Here is a 19,610-nt window from a genome sequence, read left to right as displayed (position 1 = left end):
ATGTCATGCTCGACTTCGTCGTCGCGGGGCTAAGCGCCAACTCCGTGCCGTACCGAGAGGGTCTCGACCTTCAGCGCGCCGTCCATCGCGCGGTCGTCGCGGGCGAAAGCCCCGACACCGTCCTCCTTCTGGAGCACCCCTCCGTCTATACCGCGGGCCGACGCACGTCGCCCGACGAGAGACCGACCGACGGCACACCCGTCATCGACGTCGATCGAGGCGGCAAGATCACCTGGCACGGGCCCGGGCAGCTGATCGGGTATCCCATCGTGCGCCTTCCCGAACCGGTGGACGTCGTCGCCCACGTGCGCCGACTCGAAGAGGTCCTAATCATCGCCCTCGCCGACATCGGGGTCGCCGGTGTGCGTGTTCCCGGGCGAAGCGGGGTCTGGTTCGGTCCCGCCGGCCACGAGGACAAGATCGCCGCGATCGGAGTGCGGATCGCCGAGGGGGTGAGCATGCACGGCTTCGCGCTCAACTGCGACAACTCGCTCGATCCCTATGACAGCATCATCGCGTGCGGCATCCGTGATGCAGGGGTGACGACCATCTCGCGCGTCCTCGGCCGTCGCGTCTCCCCCGGCGACATGATCCAACACGTCGAGAACGCGTTCCGCTCCGTACTGGCGGTGACCGCATGACCGCCGCGCCCGACGGGCGTCGCATGCTCCGCCTCGAGATCCGCAACTCGGAGACGCCCATCGAGAAGAAGCCGGAATGGATCAAGACCCGCGCGAAGATGGGGCCGGAATACCGTCGACTCCAGGACCTCGTGAAAGGCGAGGAATTGCACACGGTGTGCCAGGAAGCCGGATGCCCCAACATCTTCGAGTGCTGGGAGGATCGCGAAGCGACCTTCCTGATCGGCGGCTCGCAATGCACTCGCCGATGCGACTTCTGCCAGATCGACACGGGCAAGCCCGCCGACTACGACATCGACGAGCCGCGGCGGGTCGCGGAATCGGTCGCGACGATGCAGCTGCGCTACGCGACGGTGACGGGAGTCGCTCGTGACGACCTCCCCGATGAGGGCGCCTGGCTCTACGCCGAGACGATCAGGCGCATCCACGACGCGAACCCCGGCACTGGGGTCGAGATCCTCGTACCCGACTTCTCGGGCAATCCCGCACTTCTCGGCGAGGTGTTCTCCGCACGTCCCGAGGTGTTCGCGCACAACGTCGAGACGGTCCCTCGCATCTTCAAGCGGATCCGACCCGCATTCCGCTACGAGCGCTCGCTCGACGTCATCACCCAAGCTCGGGACGCGGGACTCATCACGAAGTCGAACCTCATCCTCGGCATGGGCGAGGAGCGGCACGAGGTGTCGACAGCACTCCGCGATCTGCACGAGGCCGGCGCCGACATCATCACGATCACCCAGTACCTGCGCCCGAGCCCCCGCCATCTGCCCGTCGCTCGCTGGGTGCGCCCCGAGGAGTTCGTCGAGTTGAGCGCGGAGGCCGAGGCCATCGGATTCGCCGGCGTGCTCTCCGGCCCGCTCGTGCGCTCGTCCTATCGCGCAGGCAGACTCTGGGCGAAGGCGATGCGCCGGAGCGGGCGTCCGATCCCCGACCGGTTGTCGCACCTGAATGTCGAGGAGGGCGGTTTTCCCCAGGCGGTGGGATGACACCGGCGCGTGTCTCCACGCGGTCGGCGAACACGGTCGGCACGATCCTCCGGCCCCGGTATTCTTGTCGGCATGGCACGCAAGAAGGAGTCGTCCTCCGTGACGAAGGAACCCGGTCGCATCAAGCAGATGTGGCAGGTCTTCCAGATGACCCGTCGCTACGACTCGAAGGCGCAGTGGTGGATTCTGTTGGGCCTCGTCGGCCCGATCATCCTCGGAGTGGGCGTCGGCATCCTGCTCAGCGGAGGCAACGGCTTCACGATCGCCCTCTGGGTCATCGCCGGCCTCCTCGCCGGCATCCTCGTCGCGATGATCATCCTGGGTCGTCGCGCCGAGCGCGCCGCCTACTCGCAGATCGACGGGCAGCCGGGCGCCGTGGGTGCCGTGCTGAAGAGCGGCCTGCGTCGCGGCTGGATCGGCAACGAGATGCCCGTCGCCGTCAACGCCAAGACCCAGGACGCCGTCTACCGCGCCGTCGGCCGCGGTGGTGTCGTGCTCATCAGCGAGGGCCCGCAGACGCGTACCCAGCGCATGCTCGAGGAGGAGAAGCGGAAGGTCGCGCGCATCCTCCCCAACGTTCCCGTATCGACGATCGCCGTCGGCCACGGTGCCGGCGAGGTCGAACTGCACCGCTTGGGCCCGGCGCTCAAGAAGACCAAGAAGGCGATCACGAAGCCCGAGGTCGTCGCGGTCAACAATCGTCTGAACTCGCTCCAGACGCAGCTGCCGATCCCCAAGGGTATCGACCCGCTGCGCGCGCGCCCGCAGCGCGGCAAGATCCGCTGATCGCTCGGCGCTGATCTCTCGATCAGCACCGCCGGGCGTCAGGCCCGGATGAGGACGGTTCCTGCGACCTTGTCGTGGAAGCCGCGCTGGTCGGAATCCCAGGCGAGAGCCGGGATGACGATGGCGAGAAGCAGCGATCGGACGACGGGTCGCCACAGGCCGACCCACCCTCCGCTGATCGGCACGATGCGCATGCCGAGCAGGCGGTGTCCGATGCTGCCGCCGATCGTGGGGATGAAGATCATCTGCATGAGCGCGAAGACACCGATCGTGATGAGCGAGTGCGCTGCGGACTCGTACGGCGCGAACAGCAGCGCGATCACGACCGCCAGGCCGTAGTCGACGACGAGCGCCGCGATCCGTCGCCCGACGCGAGCGACGGAGTGCTGACCCCGCTCGGGAAGGCCGAGTCGCTCCCCCGGCCAACGGCTCGGTGCCAGTTCGCCGAAGGTGGTGGGTTTCGATCCTGAGGAGCTCACTCGTGAAATTCTACCGTCGGGGCATCGCGTAACATGGCGGAAACAATTGCGACACGGCAGGGAAACCCCTGGGCGTTAGCGTCGGACTCGGCAGCCCAGGCCTTCGTCTGAACACGCCAATCATCCAGATTCCGCACACTCTTGGAGATACGTCACATGTTCAGTGATTCATCCGAAGTCCTTACGTTCATCAAGGAGACGGACGTCAAGTTCCTCGACATCCGCTTCACCGACCTCCCGGGTGTGCAGCAGCACTTCAACATCCCGGCCTCGACGGTCGACGAGGAGTTCTTCACCGTCGGTCAGCTGTTCGACGGTTCGTCGATCCGCGGCTTCGCCAACATCCACGAGTCCGACATGCAGCTCATCCCTGACGTGTCGACCGCGTACATCGACCCCTTCCGCGTCGAGCGCACGCTCATCATGGTCTTCGACATCTACAACCCGCGCAACGGTGAGATCTACTCGAAGGACCCGCGTCAGGTCGCCAAGAAAGCTGAGAAGTACCTCGCCTCGACCGGCATCGCCGACACCGCGTTCTTCGCCCCCGAGGCCGAGTTCTACATCTTCGACGACGTTCGTTACAACGTCGACCAGCGCTCGAGCTTCTACAGCGTCGACTCCGAAGAGGGCGCCTGGAACACCGGCCGCAAGGAAGAGGGCGGAAACCTCGCCAACAAGACGCCCTACAAGGGTGGCTACTTCCCCGTGAGCCCCGTCGACAAGCAGGCCGACCTGCGCGACGACATCTCGCTCAAGCTCATCGACGCGGGCCTCATCCTCGAGCGCGCGCACCACGAGGTCGGCACCGGCGGACAGGCGGAGATCAACTACCGCTTCGACACCATGGTCCACTCGGCCGACGACATCCTGAAGTTCAAGTACATCGTCAAGAACACGGCCGAGCAGTGGGGCAAGACCGCGACGTTCATGCCGAAGCCGCTCTTCGGCGACAACGGTTCGGGCATGCACACCCACCAGTCGCTCTGGAACGACGGCAAGCCGCTGTTCTACGACGAGGCCGGCTACGGCGGTCTCTCCGACATCGCCCGCTGGTACATCGGTGGCCTGCTGAAGCACGCTCCCGCCGTGCTCGCGTTCACGAACCCGACGGTCAACTCGTACCACCGCCTCGTGCCCGGCTTCGAAGCCCCCGTCAACCTGGTCTACTCGGCCGGTAACCGTTCGGCCTCGATCCGCATCCCCATCACGGGAACGAACCCCAAGGCCAAGCGCATCGAGTTCCGCGCGCCGGACGCCTCGGGCAACCCGTACCTCGCCTTCGCCGCGCAGCTCATGGCCGGCCTCGACGGAATCAAGAACCGCATCGAGCCGCACGAGCCCGTCGACAAGGACCTCTACGAGCTTCCCCCCGAGGAGGCCAAGTCCATCCCCCAGGTTCCCGGTTCGCTCGGCGAGGCCCTCCTCGCTCTCGAGGCCGACCACGACTTCCTCCTCGAGGGCGGCGTGTTCACCAAGGAGCTCATCGAGACCTGGATCGACTACAAGCGCGAGAAGGAGCTGAAGCCGCTGGCTCAGCGTCCCCACCCGTTCGAGTTCGAGCTGTACTACGGCGTCTAGTCACCTGACGTGACAGAGGGGCGTGGCCATCCGGCCACGCCCCTCTGTCGTACTCAGACGACCGATGAACCCCGGTTCTCGCTGGATCTCTACATCGAGACCGGCGAGGCCGGGGTTCTGTCGTTGCGCTAGCGACTTACACGTAACTGCCGACCGTCGTAGCCGACGACATCTCCGAACTGGAGCTGGCGCCCCCGACGCCGATCGACCTCGCCGTTCACGGTCACGTAGCCGTCGATGATGGCTTCTTTCACGTCGCCGCCGGTGTCGAGCAGGCCCGCGAACTTCACGAACTGACCCAGCCGCACCGCCTCGCCGGAAATCGGGACATCATCGATCGGAGGCGTATTCGTCATGCTCGAATGCTATTCGACGCCGGGCCCGCGACCTGTCGGGCAGAGCTTCAGCGGTCCGCGCCCGGCGTTCACGGTGTCGGGCTCCTCATCGACGAACCGCGCACGGAGCGCGTCGAGTTGCTCGGTCGTGAGGCCGAGACCGTCCCGGGCGTAGCCCTCGATGTCACCGAAGCGCGATCGCATCTCATCGAGGGCCGCATCGAGGTACTCGCCGCGCACGCCGAGCACCGGGAGCAAGAGTTCGCGGTCGACTCCGTGCGCCGCCGCGGCGTCGAGCACCGGTGCGAGCGCGGGCAACAGGTCGGCGTTGGTCTCGAGATAGTCGACGAGCACGTCGTCGGGGTCGACGCCGAGGAGGAGCAAGAGTGACGCCGCAGCCCACCCGGTGCGGTCCTTGCCCGTCGTGCAGTGGAAGAGAGCGGCACCCGCGCGATCGCCGTCGATCAAATCGAGATAGAAGGCGCGATACGCCGCGAGTGCCGAGGGGAGGCTCACGATGTTCCGGTACGACTCACGCATGAGGGCGACTCCTCGCCCATCGCTGAGGGATGCCGCGAGGCCGGCCGGATCGCTCGCGAGCTGACCGACGCTCGCCGCGACATCCGTCGTGCTGTCGGCGAGCACGTCGAGTCCCACCGAGCGCACTCCGTCGGGCAGGATGTCGGGTGCATCCGCTCGTTCGGCAGCCGTCCGCAGGTCGTAGACGGTGCCGATACCCAGCCGGCCGAACGCGACGAGGTCGTCTCCGCCGAGCCGCGCCAGGGTCGCCGAACGATAGATGACGCCGGACCGCACGGTGCCGTCACCGGCTGCGAGACCGCCGAGGTCGCGCAGGTTAGGCGCGCTCTGCAGCGGCACTCGGCGATCGATCGGTGTGGTCATGCGAGCTTCTCCTCGGAGTGTGGTGGTCGCGACACGAGTTCCAGTATGGCGACGAGAACGCCGCCGATGGGCGCTGTACGGATACTCGCGCGCAGTGTGAGAGATGTCACCGGCCGCGCGTAGGCTGAACCGGCTATGACGAACCGACGCACCGCTCCCCCCACCCGTTCGCCTCGACTCTCGCCTGTCCGCCTCGAGGGCCTCACCGCGGGTGACGCGCTCGACATCGAGAGCGGCGCGCACCTCGACGGCTTCGAGCTCGACGCCCTCACGCTCGACTCGATCGAGCTCGCATCGGCGAATCTGAGCGAGTGTCGACTGGCATCGATCACCGCGATCGACGTCGATCTCGCCGGCGCCCGAATCTCGGACTCGGTCATCGAGCGATGGAACGTGCCCGTGCTCGCCGCACGGCGTTCCACGTGGCGCGACGTCGAGGTGCGTGACTCCCGCATCGGCTCGGCCGAGTTCTACGGTTCCGAGGTGCGCAGCGTGCTGTTCGAGAACTGCAAGCTCGGTTTCGTCAACCTCCGCGGAGCGACCTTCACCGACATCCGGTTCGTCGATTGCACCATCGACGAGCTCGACCTCGGCCAGGCGACCGTGTCGCGGCTCGCGTTCGAGCGGACATCCGTCGACCAGATCGAACTGGCGGGCGCGACGCTCGAGCACACCGATCTTCGGGGCGCTCGACTCGCGGTCGTCAACGGGGTCGACCGCCTGCGCGGCACGATCGTCACCCCCGAGCAGTTGAGCCTGCTCGCTCCCCTCATCGCCGCGAACCTCGGTATCGACGTCGACGACTGAGCGTGACGACGCGGATCAGATCGACGGTTCGTGTCTCTCGACGGTTCCGTAGAAGCCTCGCTCGAAGACCGCACGCGATCGACGGGTGATCTGCAGGTAGTCCTGTTCGAGCATCGACGCCGAGCCCGGCGGGTATTCGAGGAGCCGTGCGACGCCTTCGAGTTGAATGCGGTCGACGGGAAGCACATCGGTCGTCTTGTTGAGCCAGAGTGTGAGCGCCGAACGCGCACGCGAAGCGAAGACCCAGGCTGCGCGAAGCAGCGCGGCATCGTCTGGCGTGATCAGTTGCGCCTCGACCGCCTCGGCCAGCGCGGCCAGCGTCGACGTCGTGCGGAGCGCGGGCACGGATGACGCGTGCTCGAGCTGCAGGAGCTGCACGAACCACTCCACGTCGCTCAGCGAACCACGCCCGAGCTTCAGATGGCGCGTCGGATCCGCGCCCTGCGGGAGGCGCTCGTTCTCGACGCGGGCCTTGATGCGCTTCACCTCGCGCACGGCAGACTCATCGATCTCCGCCGGGTAGCGAACGGTGTCGGCGAGGGCCTCGAAATCGCGGATGAGCGCCGAATCTCCGGCGACCCCGCGGGCACGAAGGAGCGCTTGCGCCTCCCACGTCAGCGACCAGCGCTCGTAGTACGACCGGTAGGCGTCGAGTGATCGTGCGAGGACACCGTTGCGCCCCTCGGGTCGCAGGTCGGCATCGAGGTCGAGAGGGAGGTGCGCGTCGCTGCCGAGACGGATGAGCTCCGAGACGATCTTCTGCGCGCGCTGCTGAGCCGCTTCGCCCTCGAGGCGACCGGGACGGAAGACATACATGACGTCGGCGTCGGAGCCGAAGCCGAGTTCCGCACCGCCGAAACGGCCCATTCCGATGACGGCGAACTCGATTCCATCGTCGGCGAACTCGCCGGCCCCCTCGGCGCGAATGGCATCGACGAGCCCGCGCACCAGATTCTCGGTGACATCGCTGAGAGCCTGCCCGAGCTGCTCGACCGTGATCCGCTCGAGGATCGCGGCGAAGGCGAGCCGGAGCACTTCACGGCGGCGCGCCGTGCGCAACACCTTCGCCGCAGCCTCGGCCGTGCCGTGACGCGCGACCACGGCCTTGGTCTCCTCAGAGAGGACGGCGAGCGTGCGAGGGCGCAGGTCGTCGTCATCCTCGAGCCAGGCGACCGACTCGGGTGTGCGCTCCAGGAGCTCGCCCGCGTAGCGCGACCCGGCGAGAATACGCGTGAGCCGGTGACCGGCCTCGGACGAGTCACGGAGGAGCCGCAGGTACCAGTGCGTCGTGCCGAGCTTGTCGCTCAGTCGCCGGAAAGCGAGGAGCCCGTAGTCGGGATCGGCGCCCTCGGCGAACCAACCGAGCATGACGGGCAAAAGGTGTCGCTGGATCGTCGCGCGACGCGAGACCCCGGCGGTCAGCGCACCGATGTGAGCGAGCGCACCGCGCGGGTCGCGGAAACCGATCGCCGCCAGACGGTCTTCCGCCTGCTCGCTCGTGAGGCTGAGCCCGGACGACGGAAGCGCGGCGACGGCGGAGAGGAGCGGTCGGTAGAAGAGACGCTCGTGCAGACCGCGCACGCGCTGACGCGTCGACTGCCACACCTCGCGAAGCTGCGTGGCGTTCGGAGCGAGCCCCGACGCACGCCCGATCACGCGGAGTTCGGCATCGCCGCGCGGCATCAGGTGCGTACGCCGCAGTCGCTCGAGCTGCAGACGGTGCTCGAGCAGGCGGAGCACGCGGTAGTCGTGTGCGAACTCCGCGGCCTCGACGCGTCCGACGTAACCGGCATCGGCGAGGGCGGCGAGAGCGGGCAGCGTGCCGGCCTGGTGCACCGAGGCGTCGGTTCGACCGTGCACGAGCTGCAGGAGCTGCACGGTGAACTCGATGTCGCGCAATCCGCCCGGACCGAGCTTCACCTGGATGTCGATCTCGTCGTCGGGGATGTGCGCGGTGACGCGCTCCCGCATGCGCTGCACCGACTCGACGAAGTTCTCACGCGATGCGCTCGACCAGACCTTCGGCGCGACGGCTTCGACGTAGCGGGCCCCGAGCGCGCGGTCACCCGCGAGCGGGCGCGCCTTCAGCAGCGCCTGGAACTCCCAGCTCTTCGCCCACCGGTCGTAGTACTGCACGTGCGAATCGAGCGTGCGGACGAGGGCGCCGTCCTTGCCCTCGGGCCGGAGGTTGGGGTCGACCTCCCAGAGGTCGGGCTCGACGGATGACGCCGAGATGGCCTTCATCGTGAGCATCGCGAGTCTCGTGGCGATCTCGATCGCTCGATCGGCGCCGAGGTCACTGCCGTCGGCGACGTCGGCCACGAAGATCACATCGACGTCGCTGACGTAGTTGAGCTCCGATGCCCCCGCCTTGCCCATACCGATGATGGCGAGTCGCGTCGCCTCCACCTCGTGAGCGGGGAAGCGTCCGAAGGCGCGCTCGCCCTCGGGCAGAGATACGGCCTGGCGGGCGAGATCGAGCGCGGCGTCGAGGGCTGCTCCCGCGAGCTCGGCGAGCGAGGCCGCGACGAGATCGACGATCGCGACGGGATCGACGCTCGTGAGGTCGAAGATCGCGAGCTCGGCGAGACGCCTGCGGTACTGCACGCGAAGCGCGGACCAGGCGGTCTCGGCCTGGTCGGGCCCGCCCGTGCCGCGGCCGTCGACGACCGCGAGCAGGTCGGAGCGCACATCATCGGGATCCGGGATCGCCACGACGGGCTCGGCGAACACGTCGAGTTGGTCGGGGTGCCGCAGGAAGAAGTCCGCGAGACCGCGCGATGCTCCGAGCACGCGCACGAATCGCGCAGCGGCCTGCCCGTCGGCGAGCAGAGCGGAGACGGCGTCCGGTGCGCGTTCGTGCAGCTGCAGCACGGCGATGACGGCGTCGTCGGGATCCGCAGCGATCGCGAACGCGTCGAGCAGCAGCCCGGTGGCTACGCCCGACGCCCGGGCGAGTTCACCCACTCGCTCCGCGGAGGAGTCGAGTGAGGTGAACCCGGTCCGTGCGAGTTCGGTCAGAGTCGGCTCGGTCGGCACGCTCGCAGGCATCGAGACCCGGTCAGAGGATCTCGAGGTTGCGCTGCAGCTCGTACGGCGTCACCTGAGACCGGTAGTCGCGCCACTCCTGACGCTTGTTCGCCAGCACGTAGTTGTAGACCTGCTCACCGAGCGTCTCGGCGACGAGCTCCGACTCCTCCATGTACTGGACGGCGTGGTCGAGGCTCGCGGGGAGCGACGCGTACCCGAGGGCGCGGCGCTCGGTGTCGGAGAGGCTCCACACGTTGTCCTCGGCCTCGGGAGGCAGCACGTACTCCTCCTCGATGCCCTTCATTCCGGCGGCGAGCAGAAGCGAGAACGCCAGGTAGGGGTTCGACGCCGAGTCGATCGCGCGATACTCGACGCGCGCGCTCTGGCCCTTATTGGGCTTGTACAGCGGCACGCGCACGAGCGCGGAACGGTTGTTGTGGCCCCACGTGACGAAGCTGGGCGCCTCGTCTCCGCCCCAGAGTCGCTTGTACGAGTTCACGAACTGGTTCGTGACGGCGGCGATCTCCTGCGAGTGACGGAGGAGGCCCGCGATGAAGTGACGGCCCGTCTTCGAGAGCTGGTACTGCGCACCGGCCTCGTAGAACGCGTTGGCGTCGCCCTCGAAGAGCGAGAGGTGGGTGTGCATGCCCGAACCGGGGTGCTGCGAGAACGGCTTCGGCATGAACGTCGCGTAGACGCCCTGCTCGATGGCGACCTCTTTGATCACGGTGCGGAACGTCATGATGTTGTCGGCCGTCGTGAGAGCGTCGGCGTAGCGCAGATCGATCTCGTTCTGGCCCGGGCCGGCCTCGTGGTGGCTGAACTCCACGGAGATGCCGAGGTCTTCCAGCATGCGCACCGAACGACGACGGAAGTCGTGAGCCGTGCCACCCGGAACGTTGTCGAAGTAACCGGCCGAGTCGACGGGCTCGGGCCCGTGCTCGCCGAACTTCGACGACTTCAGGAGGTAGAACTCGATCTCGGGGTGCGTGTAGAACGTGAACCCGCGATCGGCGGCCTTCTCGAGCGTGCGCTTCAACACGTTCCGCGGGTCAGCCACAGCGGGCTCGCCGTCGGGCGTCGTGATGTCGCAGAACATACGACCGGTGGGGTCGATGTCGCCGCGCCACGGCAGCGTCTGGAACGTCGTCGGATCGGGGTGGGCGAGGAGGTCGGACTCGAAGCTCCTCGTCAGGCCCTCGATCGCCGATCCGTCGAAACCGAGGCCCTCGGCGAAAGCGCCTTCGACCTCGGCCGGGGCGATCGCGACCGACTTGAGCGTTCCGACGACATCGGTGAACCAGAGGCGAACGAACTTGACACCTCGTTCCTCGATGGTTCGAAGAACGAAGTCGCGCTGCTTATCCATCCACACCCTCTCTCGCTCCTCTCAGATTAGTGCGTCGGAGACGCTTTCCGCGCCCCGTGCAGCCGAGTCGTCGCGAGCCGCCGCCGATAGACTCGACCCATGTCTGAGCAGCCCTCGAACGACGCCACGTCACCCGCGAAGATCGAGGGGAGCAACGAGCAGAATCCGTACGGCGGAGGAGGCGCCGCTGCCGGCGCGAAGCGCGTTCGCACGCGGCACTTCCAGAACGCGAAGCGCGACGGCATCAAGATCACCGGGCTCACGAGCTACGACCAGTTGACGGCCCGCATCTTCGACGAGGCCGGCATCGACTTCCTCCTCGTCGGCGACTCCGCCGGAAACAACGTCTTCGGCTACTCGACGACCCTGCCGGTCACGGTCGACGAGCTCATCCCCCTCACGCGCGCCGTCGCGGGTGCCGTCACTCGCGCCTTCGTCGTCGCCGACATGCCCTTCGGCTCCTACGAGTCCGGCCCCGACGAAGCCCTGCACACGGCCGTCCGGTTCATGAAGGAGGCCGGCGCCCACGCCGTGAAGCTCGAGGGCGGAGAGCGCAGCCACAAGCAGATCCGGCGTGTCGTGCAGGCCGGAATCCCGGTCATGGCGCACATCGGCTACACCCCGCAGAGCGAGCACGGCCTCGGCGGGCACATCATCCAGGGTCGCGGCGACGGTGCCGAGCAACTTCTCGCCGACGCACACGCCGTCGAGGACGCGGGCGCCTTCGCCGTCGTCCTCGAGATGGTTCCCTCTGACATCGCGGCGCGCGTCACGGCCGAGCTGTCGATCCCCACGCTGAGCGTGGGGGCCGGGCCGCACACCGACGGCCAGCTCCTCGTCTGGACCGACTGGGCCGGGCTCACGGTCGGGCGCATCCCGAAGTTCGTGAAGCAGTACGCCGACCTGTCGGGCATCCTCCACGGTGCGGCGAAGGCGTGGCAGGCGGATGTCGCGTCAGGCGTCTACCCGGCGCCTGAGCACAGCTACGAGTGAGCGGCGCTCAGTCGTCGTTGGCGTCGTCTTCCGCCCACTTCGCGCTGTTCTCGCGCAGCTTCTCGAGGGCGTGCTCAGCCTCCACGTGCGTGGCGAAAGGCCCGACACGATCGACCGAGGGCGAGAGAAGTCCGTGCTCGACCTCTCCGGATCGCATGTTGTACCAGTAGGCGTGTTCGGCGTCCGTCATAGGGTGATCTTATGCCCAAAGACCCCGCCGGCCACCTGATTCCCGGACGCCTCTCCCCCGCCCTGACGGTGCCCGCGAGCATCGCGCGCCCCGAATACGTCGGGCGACCCGCTCCGCGGGAGCACACGACCGGCGACGTCTACACACCCGATGAGATCGAGAAGATCCGGGCGTCGGGTCGCATCGCGGCGGGAGCGATCGAGGCCGTCCGGGCAGAACTGCACGTCGGCATGACGACCTCCGAGATGAACCGCATCGCCCACGACTACGTCGTCGGCCACGGCGCCTACCCGTCGACGCTCGGGTACCGCGGCTACCCGGCCTCGTCGTGCACCTCGGTCAACGAGATCATCTGCCACGGCATCCCCGACGACACCGTGCTCGAGGACGGCGATCTCGTGAACCTCGACGTCACGGCGTACCTCGACGGCTTCCACGGCGACCTCAACCACACGTTCATCGTCGGCGAGGGCGACGAGCAGGTGCGCGACCTCGTCGACCGCACGCGAGAAGCACTCGCCCGCGGCATCCGTGCCGTCGCCCCCGGCCGCGAGGTCAATGTCATCGGTCGCGCGATCCAGTCGTACGCGCGTCGTTTCGGCTACGGGGTCGTGCGCGACTACACCGGGCACGGCGTGGGCGCCTCGTTCCACTCGGGGCTCATCATCCCGCACTACGACGAACCGCGGTACGACACCGTGATGGAACCCGGGATGGTCTTCACGATCGAGCCGATGCTCACGCTCGGCACTCACGACTGGGAGATGTGGGATGACGGCTGGACCGTCGTCACGGCCGACCGGAGCTTCACCGCGCAGTTCGAACACACCCTCGTCGTGACAGAGCGCGGCGCGGAGATCCTCACGCTCCCGTAGGCGTCCGACCGGTAGTGTGCAGGCATGGCACGTGAACACGGCATCGGTATCGACATCGGCGGAACGGGCATCAAGGGGGCGATCGTCGACCTGTCGACGGGTGAACTCGTCACCGACAGGATCAAGGTCTCGACCCCCGAGGGCGGTCGTCCCGACGACATCCTTGACGCCACGGCGAACCTGCTCGGCCGACTCGAAGAACAGCACCCCGGCGCCCAGTCGCTGCACGTGGGCGTGTGCTTCCCCGCCATCGTGCGCTACGGCAAGACCCTCTCGGCGGCGAACGTCTCCGACGAGTGGATCGGGCTGCCCGCCGAACGGCTCTTCGAGGAGCGTCTCGGCACGCCGATCCACTTCATCAACGATGCGGATGCCGCGGGCTACGCCGAGTCGCAGTTCGGTGCCGCTCGCAACGTCCCCGGCCTCGTCATCCTCACGACCCTCGGCACGGGCATCGGCTCGGCCTTCCTGTACGACGGCGTGCTCGTGCCGAACACCGAGCTCGGTCACCTCGAGATCGACGGCAAAGACGCCGAGCACCGCGCCGCGTACTCGGCGATGGAGCGGGAAGACCTCGAATGGTCTGCGTGGGCGAAGCGGTTGCAGCGCTACTACTCGACCGTCGAGTTCCTCTTCTCGCCCGACCTCTTCGTCGTCGGCGGCGGCGTGTCGAAGCACCACGAGAAGTTCCTGCCGCTCCTCGACCTGAAGACGCCCATCGTTCCCGCCGTGCACCGCAACAATGCGGGCATCCTCGGCGCTGCGGCGATGGCCGCGACGTTCGGCGTCGATGAGGGCGAGCGGGCCGGCTGATACGCCGGGTTCTGTTCACGCAGCGAACTGCGCTGGACGGCCATCTCTCTCGGGACTACGTTGCCGCAGCCCTCTAGCGGCCTACCCGGGAACGGGACGGGCAGCCCCATCGTTCCCTGTCTGACCTTGCTCCGGACGAGGTTTACCGAGCCGACTGAGTCACCTCAGCCGCTGGTGGTCTCTTACTCCACCGTTTCACCCTTACCGGAGCCGAAGCTCCGGCGGTCTGTTTTCTGTGGCACTGTCTCGCGGGTTACCCCGGGTGGGTGTTACCCACCGTCCTGCCCTGTGGAGCCCGGACGTTCCTCGGCGCACACCCGAAGGTGTGCGACGCGACCGTCTTGCCGACCCACTCGCTCTGTCGAGATTACAGGCCGAAGCTCTGCTTCATGTCCATCGAGCGGTTCGCGAGCGCGTCTGCGCGCGAGTTCTCGGCCCGCGGGATCCACTCGAACGTCACGGGACGCCCGGCGATGAGGCTGCGTGCCTCGACGGCGAGCTTCTGCATGTCGGGGTGCTTGATCTTCCAGCGACCGGCCATCTGCTCGACGACGAGCTTCGAGTCCATCCGCACGTGGATCTCGGCGTTCGGGTCGATCGTGAGGGCACGACGCACGCCCTCGAGCATGCCCGTGTACTCGGCGACGTTGTTCGTCGCGATGCCCACATAGGCGCCGAGCTCAGCGATGATCTCGCCCGTCGCCGCATCGATGACGAGCGAGCCGCCCGCGGCGACACCCGGGTTTCCCCGCGATCCGCCGTCGGCCTCGACGACGAGCTTGCGGGCCATCAGATGCCCGACTCGTCGGTGCGGACGAGGATGCGCTCGCAATCAGGGCACTGGATGACGTCGTCGGGCGCCGCACGGCGCACGGCCTCGAGGTCGGAACCCGTGAGCGTGATCGTGCAGCCGCCGCACGTGCGCGCCTGGAGGAGCGCCGCGCCCACTCCGCCGCCCGCGGCGCGGCGACGCTCGTAGAACGCCTGCAGCTCGTCGCTGATGGTCGAGGCGACCGCCTCGCGATCGCGCGTGACCTGGTCGCGCTCGGTGGCGAGTTCGCCCGACGCCGCGTCGCGCTCGGTGCTGACCCGGATGACGTCGGCCGAGATCGTCTCCCGAACCGCATCGATTCCGGCGACGACGCCCTCGGCGTCCTCCACGCGCTGCATCACGGCGATCTCGATGTCTTCGAGGTCGCTCAGGCGCTTGCGCAACGACGTGAGCTCGGACTCGAGTGCGTTCACGTCCTTGACCGACGACGTGTGCGTCAGTCGGTCGGAGTCACGGGCGATACGTGCCTCGACGGTGGCGACGTCGGACTCGACGCGACCGAGCTCGATGCGAGCGTCTTCGAGCACTCCCGATGCCTCAGCACGGCGACGACGCTCGGCGTCGTCTCGTGCGTCGAGTTCGGCGAGGGCCGTCGTCTGCGGCAGGGCGCTCAGGCGGTGGGCGAGCTGCTGCAGACGGGTGTCGAGTCGCTGCAGGCGCAGCAGCTCCTTCTGCTCGGCCGGGCTGGATTTCACGGGGTCTCCTTCGAAGTGCGGGATGTCATCGGACGATCGCGAAATCCCACGGATCCGTGCGGATGTCGCTCACGACGATGTCGAGTTCGGGGTGGGCTCGGCGGAGTTCGGCGGCTGCGGCGTCGAGCCACAGCCATTCGCTCGCCCAGTGGGATACGTCGATGAGTGCGGGACCGCGGCCGGAGAGCTTCGTCTGCTCGCGGGCTTCGGAAGCCGGGTGGTGGCGCAGGTCGGCGGTGATGTAGACGTCCGCGCTCTGAACGGCCGGGTGGCTCAGAAGGGAGTCGCCCGCTCCCCCGCAGACGGCGATCGTCTGCACCTCGCGGTCGTAGTCGCCCGCGACGCGGACACCGCTCGCCGTGGCGGGCAGCACGTCGACGAGGAGTCGAGCGAGTCGGCCGAGCGTGGTCGGCTCGCTCAGCCGACCGACGCGGCCGAGGCCGATGGCCGGGTCATCGCCGGGAACGATCGGCACGGATGACTCGAGCCCGACGCGATCGGCCAGCACGGCCGAGGTGCCGGATGCCACGACGTCGGCGTTCGTGTGCGCCGCGAGCAGCGCGCAGTCCGAGCGGATCAGGCGCGCCAGGAGCGCACCCTTGTAGCGGTCTTCGGCGACGCTCGTGACCCCGCGCAGCAGCAGCGGGTGGTGGACGAGCAGGAGGTCGGCATCGACGGCGACGGCTTCGTCGACGGTGTCGGCGACGGCATCGACGGCGAGGAGGATTCGAGAGATCTCGGCGGCCGGATCACCGCTCACGAGGCCCACCGAGTCCCACGATTCGGCACCGGCTCGGGGCCAGAGCTGTTCGGCCGTCTCGAGGAAGTCGTTCAGTCGGAGCGGCATCCTCTCAGCCTACCGTCGCACCTGCTCTCCGACGGGCGACGCGTGCCGTCAGGCGATGTCCTTCGCGAACGGCAGCGACGGCTGGGCGCCGGCACCCTGCACCGTGATCGATGCGACAGTGGTCGCGTACTCGCACGCCCGACGAAGCGTCGTCTCGCTGAGAGCATCGCCACCGGCATCCTTCTCGGCCGCGATGACCGAGCTGAGACCGGCGATGAAGGAATCACCGGCCGCGGTCGTGTCGACCGCGACGACGCGTTTCGCGGGAATGCGACGCAGGGTGTCCGGCCCCACGAGAGCGACGCCATCGCCGCCGAGCGTCACGACGACCCACGCGACTCCGCGGGAGAAGAGCGGCGCGCAGGCCTCCCGCAGTGCATCGTCGTCGGTCGGCGCGACGCCCGTGAGCTGCTCGAACTCGAGCTCGTTCGGCACGAGCACGTCGGTGAGGTCGAGGAGGCTCGCGCCGTCCTCGTGAGCGGGCGCGGGGTTCAGCACCGTCACGGCGCCTTCCTCGCGCGCACGGCGGAATGCAGCCGCTGTGCTCTCGAGCGGAACCTCGAACTGCGCGACGACGACGTCGGCCGAGGGGAAGAGGTGTGTCGCCGCCTCGATGCGGGCGACCGACAACTCGGCGTTGGCGGCGGGAACGACCACGATGTTGTTGTCGCCGTCGTCGGCCACCGTGATGAGTGCCGTGCCCGTCGCGACGCCGTGAGCACTCGAGACGTGCGAGACGTCGATGCCCTCGCTCGCGAGATCGTTGCGGTAGTCGTCGCCGGCCGCGCCCTCACCGACCGAGCCGATGACGGCGACCGAGGTGCCGAGGCGAGCGAGCGCGACGGCCTGGTTGGCGCCCTTGCCGCCGCGGGACTCCTGCACCGACGTGCCGAGGATCGTCTCACCGACCGCCGGTATGCGCGCCACCGTCACGGTGATGTCGACATTGATGCTGGCCACGACGACAGCCCTAGGCATACGTCCCCTCCCGATCGGTGTCGAGATACGCGCTCGTGAACTCGTCGAGGTCGAGCACGCTTCCCGGAAGCCCGAGGCTTCTCGCCAGATCGCTGAGGTGCGGCTGCGTGAGCATCGCCTCCTCGAGCACGGCGTCGTTCCAGAATACGTCGCGGGCCGAGGCGTCGGCGATCACGCGCTTGTTCGCCATGACGACGACGCGCTCGAAGTTGTCGACGACGAACTGCATGTCGTGCGTGATGGTGATGACGGTCTTGCCTCGGGCCTGCAGCGACTGCATGATCCGCGCGATCGTCTTCATGCCCGCGAGATCCTGACCGGCCGTCGGCTCGTCGAGGATGAACGCGTCGCAGTTCATCGCGATCGTCGACGCGATGGCGACGAACTTCCGCGTCGAGAACGGGAGGTTGTAGGGGTTCTCGTCGAGGTCCCCCGCGATCCCGGCGATCTCGGCCGCGGCGTACACCGTCTCTTCGAGCTCGCTCCCCGTCATCCCCAGGGTCTTCGGACCGAACTCGATCTCGCCGTACACGTCGTTGTGGAAGATCTGATCGTCGGGGTTCTGGAAGACGTAACCGACCGATCGCGAGACCTGCGCCGTCGTGCTCGACGCCGTGTCGACGTCCTTCACGAGCACGCGCCCCGACGAGGGCCGCAGGAGCCCGTTCATGAGCTTCGCCGTCGACGTCTTGCCCGCGCCGTTCTGACCGACGAGAGCGACCGACTCTCCCGCGGCGAACGAGAGCGAGAGGTTCTCGACCGCGGTGAATCCGTTGGGGTACGAGAACGTCACGTCCTCGAGGGTGATGATGCTCATCGGCCGGCCTCCATCGATCGGGTGAGTGTTCGAGCCGCCTCGAGAGTGCGCACGGCATCGCTCTTCGTCACGGGGATGTGATCGAGCGGCACGCCGGCGTCGCGGAGGGCGAGCGCCGCACGAGCGAACTCGGGATACGCGACGCCGTACTGCGGCAGCTCGGGCGACGAGAAGACCTCGGCGCTCGCTCCGTGCATCGCGAGTGCGCCGTCGTGAAGCACGACGACCGAGTCGGCGTACTCGGCGATGAGCTCCATCTTGTGCTCGACGAGGATGATCGACTTCCGCCGCTCCTTCAGCAGACTGATGATCTCGAAGATCTCGTTCGTGCCCTGAGGGTCGAGCTGCGATGTGGGCTCGTCAATGACGAAGATCGGCGGGTCCATCGCGAGCGTCGAGGCGAACGCGACTCGTTGCTTCTGCCCGCCCGACAGGTCGACGGGATTCTTGTCGCGGAGGTGCTGGATGTTGATGAGATCGAGCGTCTCCTCCACGCGAGAGCGGATCGTCGCGACATCCACCCCGAGGTTCTCGAGCCCGAACGCCACCTCTTCGTAGACGGTGTCCTTCGACCCGCTGATCTGCACGAACGGGTTCTGGAAGACGAAACCGATCTGCAGGCCGAGGAGTCCGAGGTTCGTCTCGGCGATGTCCTGGCCGTCGATGCGCACCGAACCGGTGAGCTCACCGGTGTGGAACCGCGGGATGAAACCACGCACGATGTTGCAGACCGTCGTCTTGCCCGAGCCGTTCGCGCCGACGAGGGCGCACAGCTCGCCCTCCTCGACCGAGAACGAGAGGTCTCTGATGGTCGGGGCATCGGCGGTCGAGTACGTGAACGACACGTGGTCGAGTTCTACAGCAGCCACAGGGCGATCCTTCCGATGACGATGAGCACGAAGAGTGCGATGAGGACGACCTGGATGACGACGTCGCGGCGTTCCTTCGTGACGACGTAGAGGCGCGTCTTTGTGACGGGGGCCGTGAACGCACGGGACTCGAGCGTGATGACCCGCTCCTCCGTGCTCGCGATCGATGAGAGCACGAGCGGTCCGAGTGTCGGGACGAACGCCTTCATGCGCGTGAGCAGCTTTCCCTCCGTCTCGACGCCGCGAGTCTTCTGCGCATCCATGATGGTCGCCGATTGCTTCCGCATCTCGGGGATCATCTGGATCGCCGAGAGGACGACGTAGGTCGCGGACGGCGCCATTCCGGCGTTCTCGAGCGCGGCCGTGATGTCCTTCACAGGAGTGATGAGGAAGAAGAGCAGGAGTGCTGCTCCGAGGGCGAGGATGGCCGTGACGATCGTCGTCGCGTTGTTCAGGCTCTCGACCGTGACGCTCAGGTTGCCCCACTTCCAGAGCACCGTCTCTCCCCCGCCGAACAGGGTGCGGATGCCGAACATGAAGATCGCCAGCACGAGCAGGGTGTTCCGCACCGTGCGAAGGAACTTCGGTCCGATGCCGGCGAGGAACGCGAGCACGATGCACGCGAGGAAGGCGCCGATGCTGTACCAGTAGGTCGGCACGATGAAGGCCGTGATGCCGAGGAAGAGTGCCCCGATGAACTTGGTGCCCGGGTAGAGGCCCGTGATTGATTTCTGCATGTCCACTCGATGTCGTGGGTGGGTGAGGGGGTCGGTGCGACCCGGCC

At 67.5% G+C, this 19,610-nt stretch carries 20 protein-coding genes, 1 other RNA gene and 1 pseudogene; 8 read left to right on the top strand and 14 right to left on the bottom strand.

Going from position 1 to position 19,610, the window contains the following annotated elements:
* Positions 1 to 5 precede the first annotated feature (5 nt).
* The 3 genes from lipB to BJ972_RS03055 all read left to right on the top strand — a co-directional run bounded on the left by lipB (position 6) and on the right by BJ972_RS03055 (position 2,413).
* A complete protein-coding gene (gene lipB, locus BJ972_RS03065) occupies positions 6 to 641 on the top strand; it encodes a lipoyl(octanoyl) transferase LipB (protein ID WP_129175316.1) in 636 nt (211 codons plus the stop codon).
* Positions 638 to 1,627: a lipoyl synthase gene (lipA, locus tag BJ972_RS03060; protein ID WP_129175314.1), complete on the top strand. Its 990-nt coding sequence runs from the start codon at positions 638 to 640 to the stop codon at positions 1,625 to 1,627. The genes lipB and lipA overlap by 4 nt, the downstream gene beginning before the upstream one ends.
* 72 nt (positions 1,628 to 1,699) lie before the next feature.
* Positions 1,700 to 2,413 carry a DUF4191 domain-containing protein gene (locus BJ972_RS03055; RefSeq protein ID WP_129175312.1) on the top strand — a complete coding sequence of 238 codons (714 nt, stop codon included), beginning with the start codon at positions 1,700 to 1,702 and terminating at the stop codon, positions 2,411 to 2,413.
* Between the two features lie 38 nt (positions 2,414 to 2,451).
* Here BJ972_RS03055 and BJ972_RS03050 read toward each other — a convergent pair whose 3' ends face one another.
* Positions 2,452 to 2,892: an RDD family protein gene (locus BJ972_RS03050; RefSeq protein WP_241830817.1), complete on the bottom strand. Its 441-nt coding sequence runs from the start codon at positions 2,890 to 2,892 to the stop codon at positions 2,452 to 2,454.
* A 156-nt stretch (positions 2,893 to 3,048) separates the two neighbouring features.
* On the opposite strand from BJ972_RS03050, the gene glnA reads away from it, so the two are divergent.
* On the top strand, positions 3,049 to 4,473 hold the full coding sequence (gene glnA, locus BJ972_RS03045; RefSeq protein WP_129175308.1) for a type I glutamate--ammonia ligase: 1,425 nt from the start codon (positions 3,049 to 3,051) through the stop codon (positions 4,471 to 4,473).
* Positions 4,474 to 4,601: 128 nt separating this feature from the next.
* On the opposite strand, the gene BJ972_RS03040 is transcribed toward glnA, so the two are convergent.
* Positions 4,602 to 4,829, bottom strand: coding sequence for an RNA-binding S4 domain-containing protein (locus BJ972_RS03040; protein WP_129175306.1), 228 nt, complete (start codon positions 4,827 to 4,829; stop codon positions 4,602 to 4,604).
* Between the two features lie 9 nt (positions 4,830 to 4,838).
* Positions 4,839 to 5,711, bottom strand: coding sequence for a tyrosine-protein phosphatase (locus BJ972_RS03035; protein ID WP_129175304.1), 873 nt, complete (start codon positions 5,709 to 5,711; stop codon positions 4,839 to 4,841).
* Between the two features lie 135 nt (positions 5,712 to 5,846).
* Here BJ972_RS03035 and BJ972_RS03030 point away from each other — a divergent pair, with 135 nt between their 5' ends.
* Entirely contained in the window at positions 5,847 to 6,518 is a 672-nt protein-coding gene (locus BJ972_RS03030) for a pentapeptide repeat-containing protein (RefSeq protein WP_129175302.1), read from the top strand.
* A 15-nt stretch (positions 6,519 to 6,533) separates the two neighbouring features.
* Here BJ972_RS03030 and BJ972_RS03025 read toward each other — a convergent pair whose 3' ends face one another.
* The gene (locus tag BJ972_RS03025; protein ID WP_129175300.1) at positions 6,534 to 9,569 is read right to left on the bottom strand and encodes a bifunctional [glutamine synthetase] adenylyltransferase/[glutamine synthetase]-adenylyl-L-tyrosine phosphorylase; all 3,036 of its coding nucleotides are present in this window, start codon (positions 9,567 to 9,569) and stop codon (positions 6,534 to 6,536) included.
* 10 nt (positions 9,570 to 9,579) lie between these two features.
* Positions 9,580 to 10,917 (bottom strand): glutamine synthetase family protein, encoded by a 1,338-nt coding sequence (locus BJ972_RS03020; RefSeq protein WP_129175298.1) that lies wholly within the window; start codon positions 10,915 to 10,917, stop codon positions 9,580 to 9,582.
* Between the two features lie 99 nt (positions 10,918 to 11,016).
* On the opposite strand from BJ972_RS03020, the gene panB reads away from it, so the two are divergent.
* On the top strand, positions 11,017 to 11,910 hold the full coding sequence (gene panB / locus BJ972_RS03015; protein WP_129175296.1) for a 3-methyl-2-oxobutanoate hydroxymethyltransferase: 894 nt from the start codon (positions 11,017 to 11,019) through the stop codon (positions 11,908 to 11,910).
* 7 nt (positions 11,911 to 11,917) lie between these two features.
* On the opposite strand, the gene BJ972_RS03010 is transcribed toward panB, so the two are convergent.
* The gene (locus BJ972_RS03010) at positions 11,918 to 12,100 is read right to left on the bottom strand and encodes an SPOR domain-containing protein (protein ID WP_129175294.1); all 183 of its coding nucleotides are present in this window, start codon (positions 12,098 to 12,100) and stop codon (positions 11,918 to 11,920) included.
* A gap of 11 nt (positions 12,101 to 12,111) precedes the next feature.
* Between BJ972_RS03010 and map the strand changes: the two genes are divergently transcribed.
* Together map and ppgK are read left to right on the top strand one after the other, a co-directional pair.
* Positions 12,112 to 12,975: a type I methionyl aminopeptidase gene (gene map / locus BJ972_RS03005; RefSeq protein ID WP_129175292.1), complete on the top strand. Its 864-nt coding sequence runs from the start codon at positions 12,112 to 12,114 to the stop codon at positions 12,973 to 12,975.
* A 24-nt stretch (positions 12,976 to 12,999) separates the two neighbouring features.
* Positions 13,000 to 13,752: pseudogene (ppgK, locus tag BJ972_RS03000) on the top strand (polyphosphate--glucose phosphotransferase); the annotation flags it as partial.
* A 20-nt stretch (positions 13,753 to 13,772) separates the two neighbouring features.
* Here the strand turns inward: ppgK and rnpB are convergent.
* The 8 genes from rnpB to BJ972_RS02960 form a co-directional block, all read right to left on the bottom strand.
* Positions 13,773 to 14,140: RNase P RNA component class A (gene rnpB, locus BJ972_RS02995), an RNA gene on the bottom strand.
* A 15-nt stretch (positions 14,141 to 14,155) separates the two neighbouring features.
* Positions 14,156 to 14,578 (bottom strand): reverse transcriptase-like protein, encoded by a 423-nt coding sequence (locus BJ972_RS02990; RefSeq protein WP_129175290.1) that lies wholly within the window; start codon positions 14,576 to 14,578, stop codon positions 14,156 to 14,158.
* Positions 14,578 to 15,315: a zinc ribbon domain-containing protein gene (locus BJ972_RS02985; RefSeq protein WP_129175288.1), complete on the bottom strand. Its 738-nt coding sequence runs from the start codon at positions 15,313 to 15,315 to the stop codon at positions 14,578 to 14,580. The genes BJ972_RS02990 and BJ972_RS02985 overlap by 1 nt, the downstream gene beginning before the upstream one ends.
* A 25-nt stretch (positions 15,316 to 15,340) precedes the next feature.
* Entirely contained in the window at positions 15,341 to 16,162 is an 822-nt protein-coding gene (locus BJ972_RS02980) for a Nif3-like dinuclear metal center hexameric protein (RefSeq protein WP_129175286.1), read from the bottom strand.
* Positions 16,163 to 16,210: 48 nt separating this feature from the next.
* On the bottom strand, positions 16,211 to 17,122 hold the full coding sequence (locus tag BJ972_RS02975) for a ribokinase (protein WP_164989939.1): 912 nt from the start codon (positions 17,120 to 17,122) through the stop codon (positions 16,211 to 16,213).
* Positions 17,123 to 17,132: 10 nt separating this feature from the next.
* Complete coding sequence (locus BJ972_RS02970; RefSeq protein WP_129175281.1) at positions 17,133 to 17,957, bottom strand: energy-coupling factor ABC transporter ATP-binding protein; 825 nt, start codon at positions 17,955 to 17,957, stop codon at positions 17,133 to 17,135.
* Positions 17,954 to 18,826 carry an energy-coupling factor ABC transporter ATP-binding protein gene (locus BJ972_RS02965; protein WP_129175279.1) on the bottom strand — a complete coding sequence of 291 codons (873 nt, stop codon included), beginning with the start codon at positions 18,824 to 18,826 and terminating at the stop codon, positions 17,954 to 17,956. Before BJ972_RS02965 ends, BJ972_RS02970 begins: the two co-directional genes overlap by 4 nt.
* Positions 18,814 to 19,563, bottom strand: coding sequence for an energy-coupling factor transporter transmembrane component T family protein (locus BJ972_RS02960; RefSeq protein WP_129175277.1), 750 nt, complete (start codon positions 19,561 to 19,563; stop codon positions 18,814 to 18,816). Before BJ972_RS02960 ends, BJ972_RS02965 begins: the two co-directional genes overlap by 13 nt.
* Positions 19,564 to 19,610: the final 47 nt, after the last annotated feature.

Origin of the sequence: Agromyces atrinae (assembly GCF_013407835.1) — a bacterium.
GTDB classification, from domain to species: domain Bacteria; phylum Actinomycetota; class Actinomycetes; order Actinomycetales; family Microbacteriaceae; genus Agromyces; species Agromyces atrinae.
The sequence above is the reverse complement of the archived record's forward strand: the minus strand, read 5'-3'. Positions and strand labels throughout refer to the sequence as shown.

Excerpts from the sequence above, each read along its gene's own strand:
- BJ972_RS03020 (WP_129175298.1), bottom strand. The coding sequence starts at position 10,917 with ATGGATAAGCAGCGCGACTTCGTTCTTCGAACCATCGAGGAACGAGGT.
- BJ972_RS03025 (WP_129175300.1), bottom strand. The coding sequence starts at position 9,569 with ATGCCTGCGAGCGTGCCGACCGAGCCGACTCTGACCGAACTCGCACGG.
- map (WP_129175292.1), top strand. The coding sequence starts at position 12,112 with ATGCCCAAAGACCCCGCCGGCCACCTGATTCCCGGACGCCTCTCCCCC.
- BJ972_RS03035 (WP_129175304.1), bottom strand. The coding sequence starts at position 5,711 with ATGACCACACCGATCGATCGCCGAGTGCCGCTGCAGAGCGCGCCTAAC.
- glnA (WP_129175308.1), top strand. The coding sequence starts at position 3,049 with ATGTTCAGTGATTCATCCGAAGTCCTTACGTTCATCAAGGAGACGGAC.
- BJ972_RS02960 (WP_129175277.1), bottom strand. The coding sequence starts at position 19,563 with ATGCAGAAATCAATCACGGGCCTCTACCCGGGCACCAAGTTCATCGGG.
- BJ972_RS02980 (WP_129175286.1), bottom strand. The coding sequence starts at position 16,162 with ATGCCGCTCCGACTGAACGACTTCCTCGAGACGGCCGAACAGCTCTGG.
- lipA (WP_129175314.1), top strand. The coding sequence starts at position 638 with ATGACCGCCGCGCCCGACGGGCGTCGCATGCTCCGCCTCGAGATCCGC.
- BJ972_RS03040 (WP_129175306.1), bottom strand. The coding sequence starts at position 4,829 with ATGACGAATACGCCTCCGATCGATGATGTCCCGATTTCCGGCGAGGCG.
- BJ972_RS02970 (WP_129175281.1), bottom strand. The coding sequence starts at position 17,957 with ATGAGCATCATCACCCTCGAGGACGTGACGTTCTCGTACCCCAACGGA.
- BJ972_RS02990 (WP_129175290.1), bottom strand. The coding sequence starts at position 14,578 with ATGGCCCGCAAGCTCGTCGTCGAGGCCGACGGCGGATCGCGGGGAAAC.
- BJ972_RS03010 (WP_129175294.1), bottom strand. The coding sequence starts at position 12,100 with ATGACGGACGCCGAACACGCCTACTGGTACAACATGCGATCCGGAGAG.
- lipB (WP_129175316.1), top strand. The coding sequence starts at position 6 with ATGCTCGACTTCGTCGTCGCGGGGCTAAGCGCCAACTCCGTGCCGTAC.
- BJ972_RS03030 (WP_129175302.1), top strand. The coding sequence starts at position 5,847 with ATGACGAACCGACGCACCGCTCCCCCCACCCGTTCGCCTCGACTCTCG.
- panB (WP_129175296.1), top strand. The coding sequence starts at position 11,017 with ATGTCTGAGCAGCCCTCGAACGACGCCACGTCACCCGCGAAGATCGAG.
- BJ972_RS03055 (WP_129175312.1), top strand. The coding sequence starts at position 1,700 with ATGGCACGCAAGAAGGAGTCGTCCTCCGTGACGAAGGAACCCGGTCGC.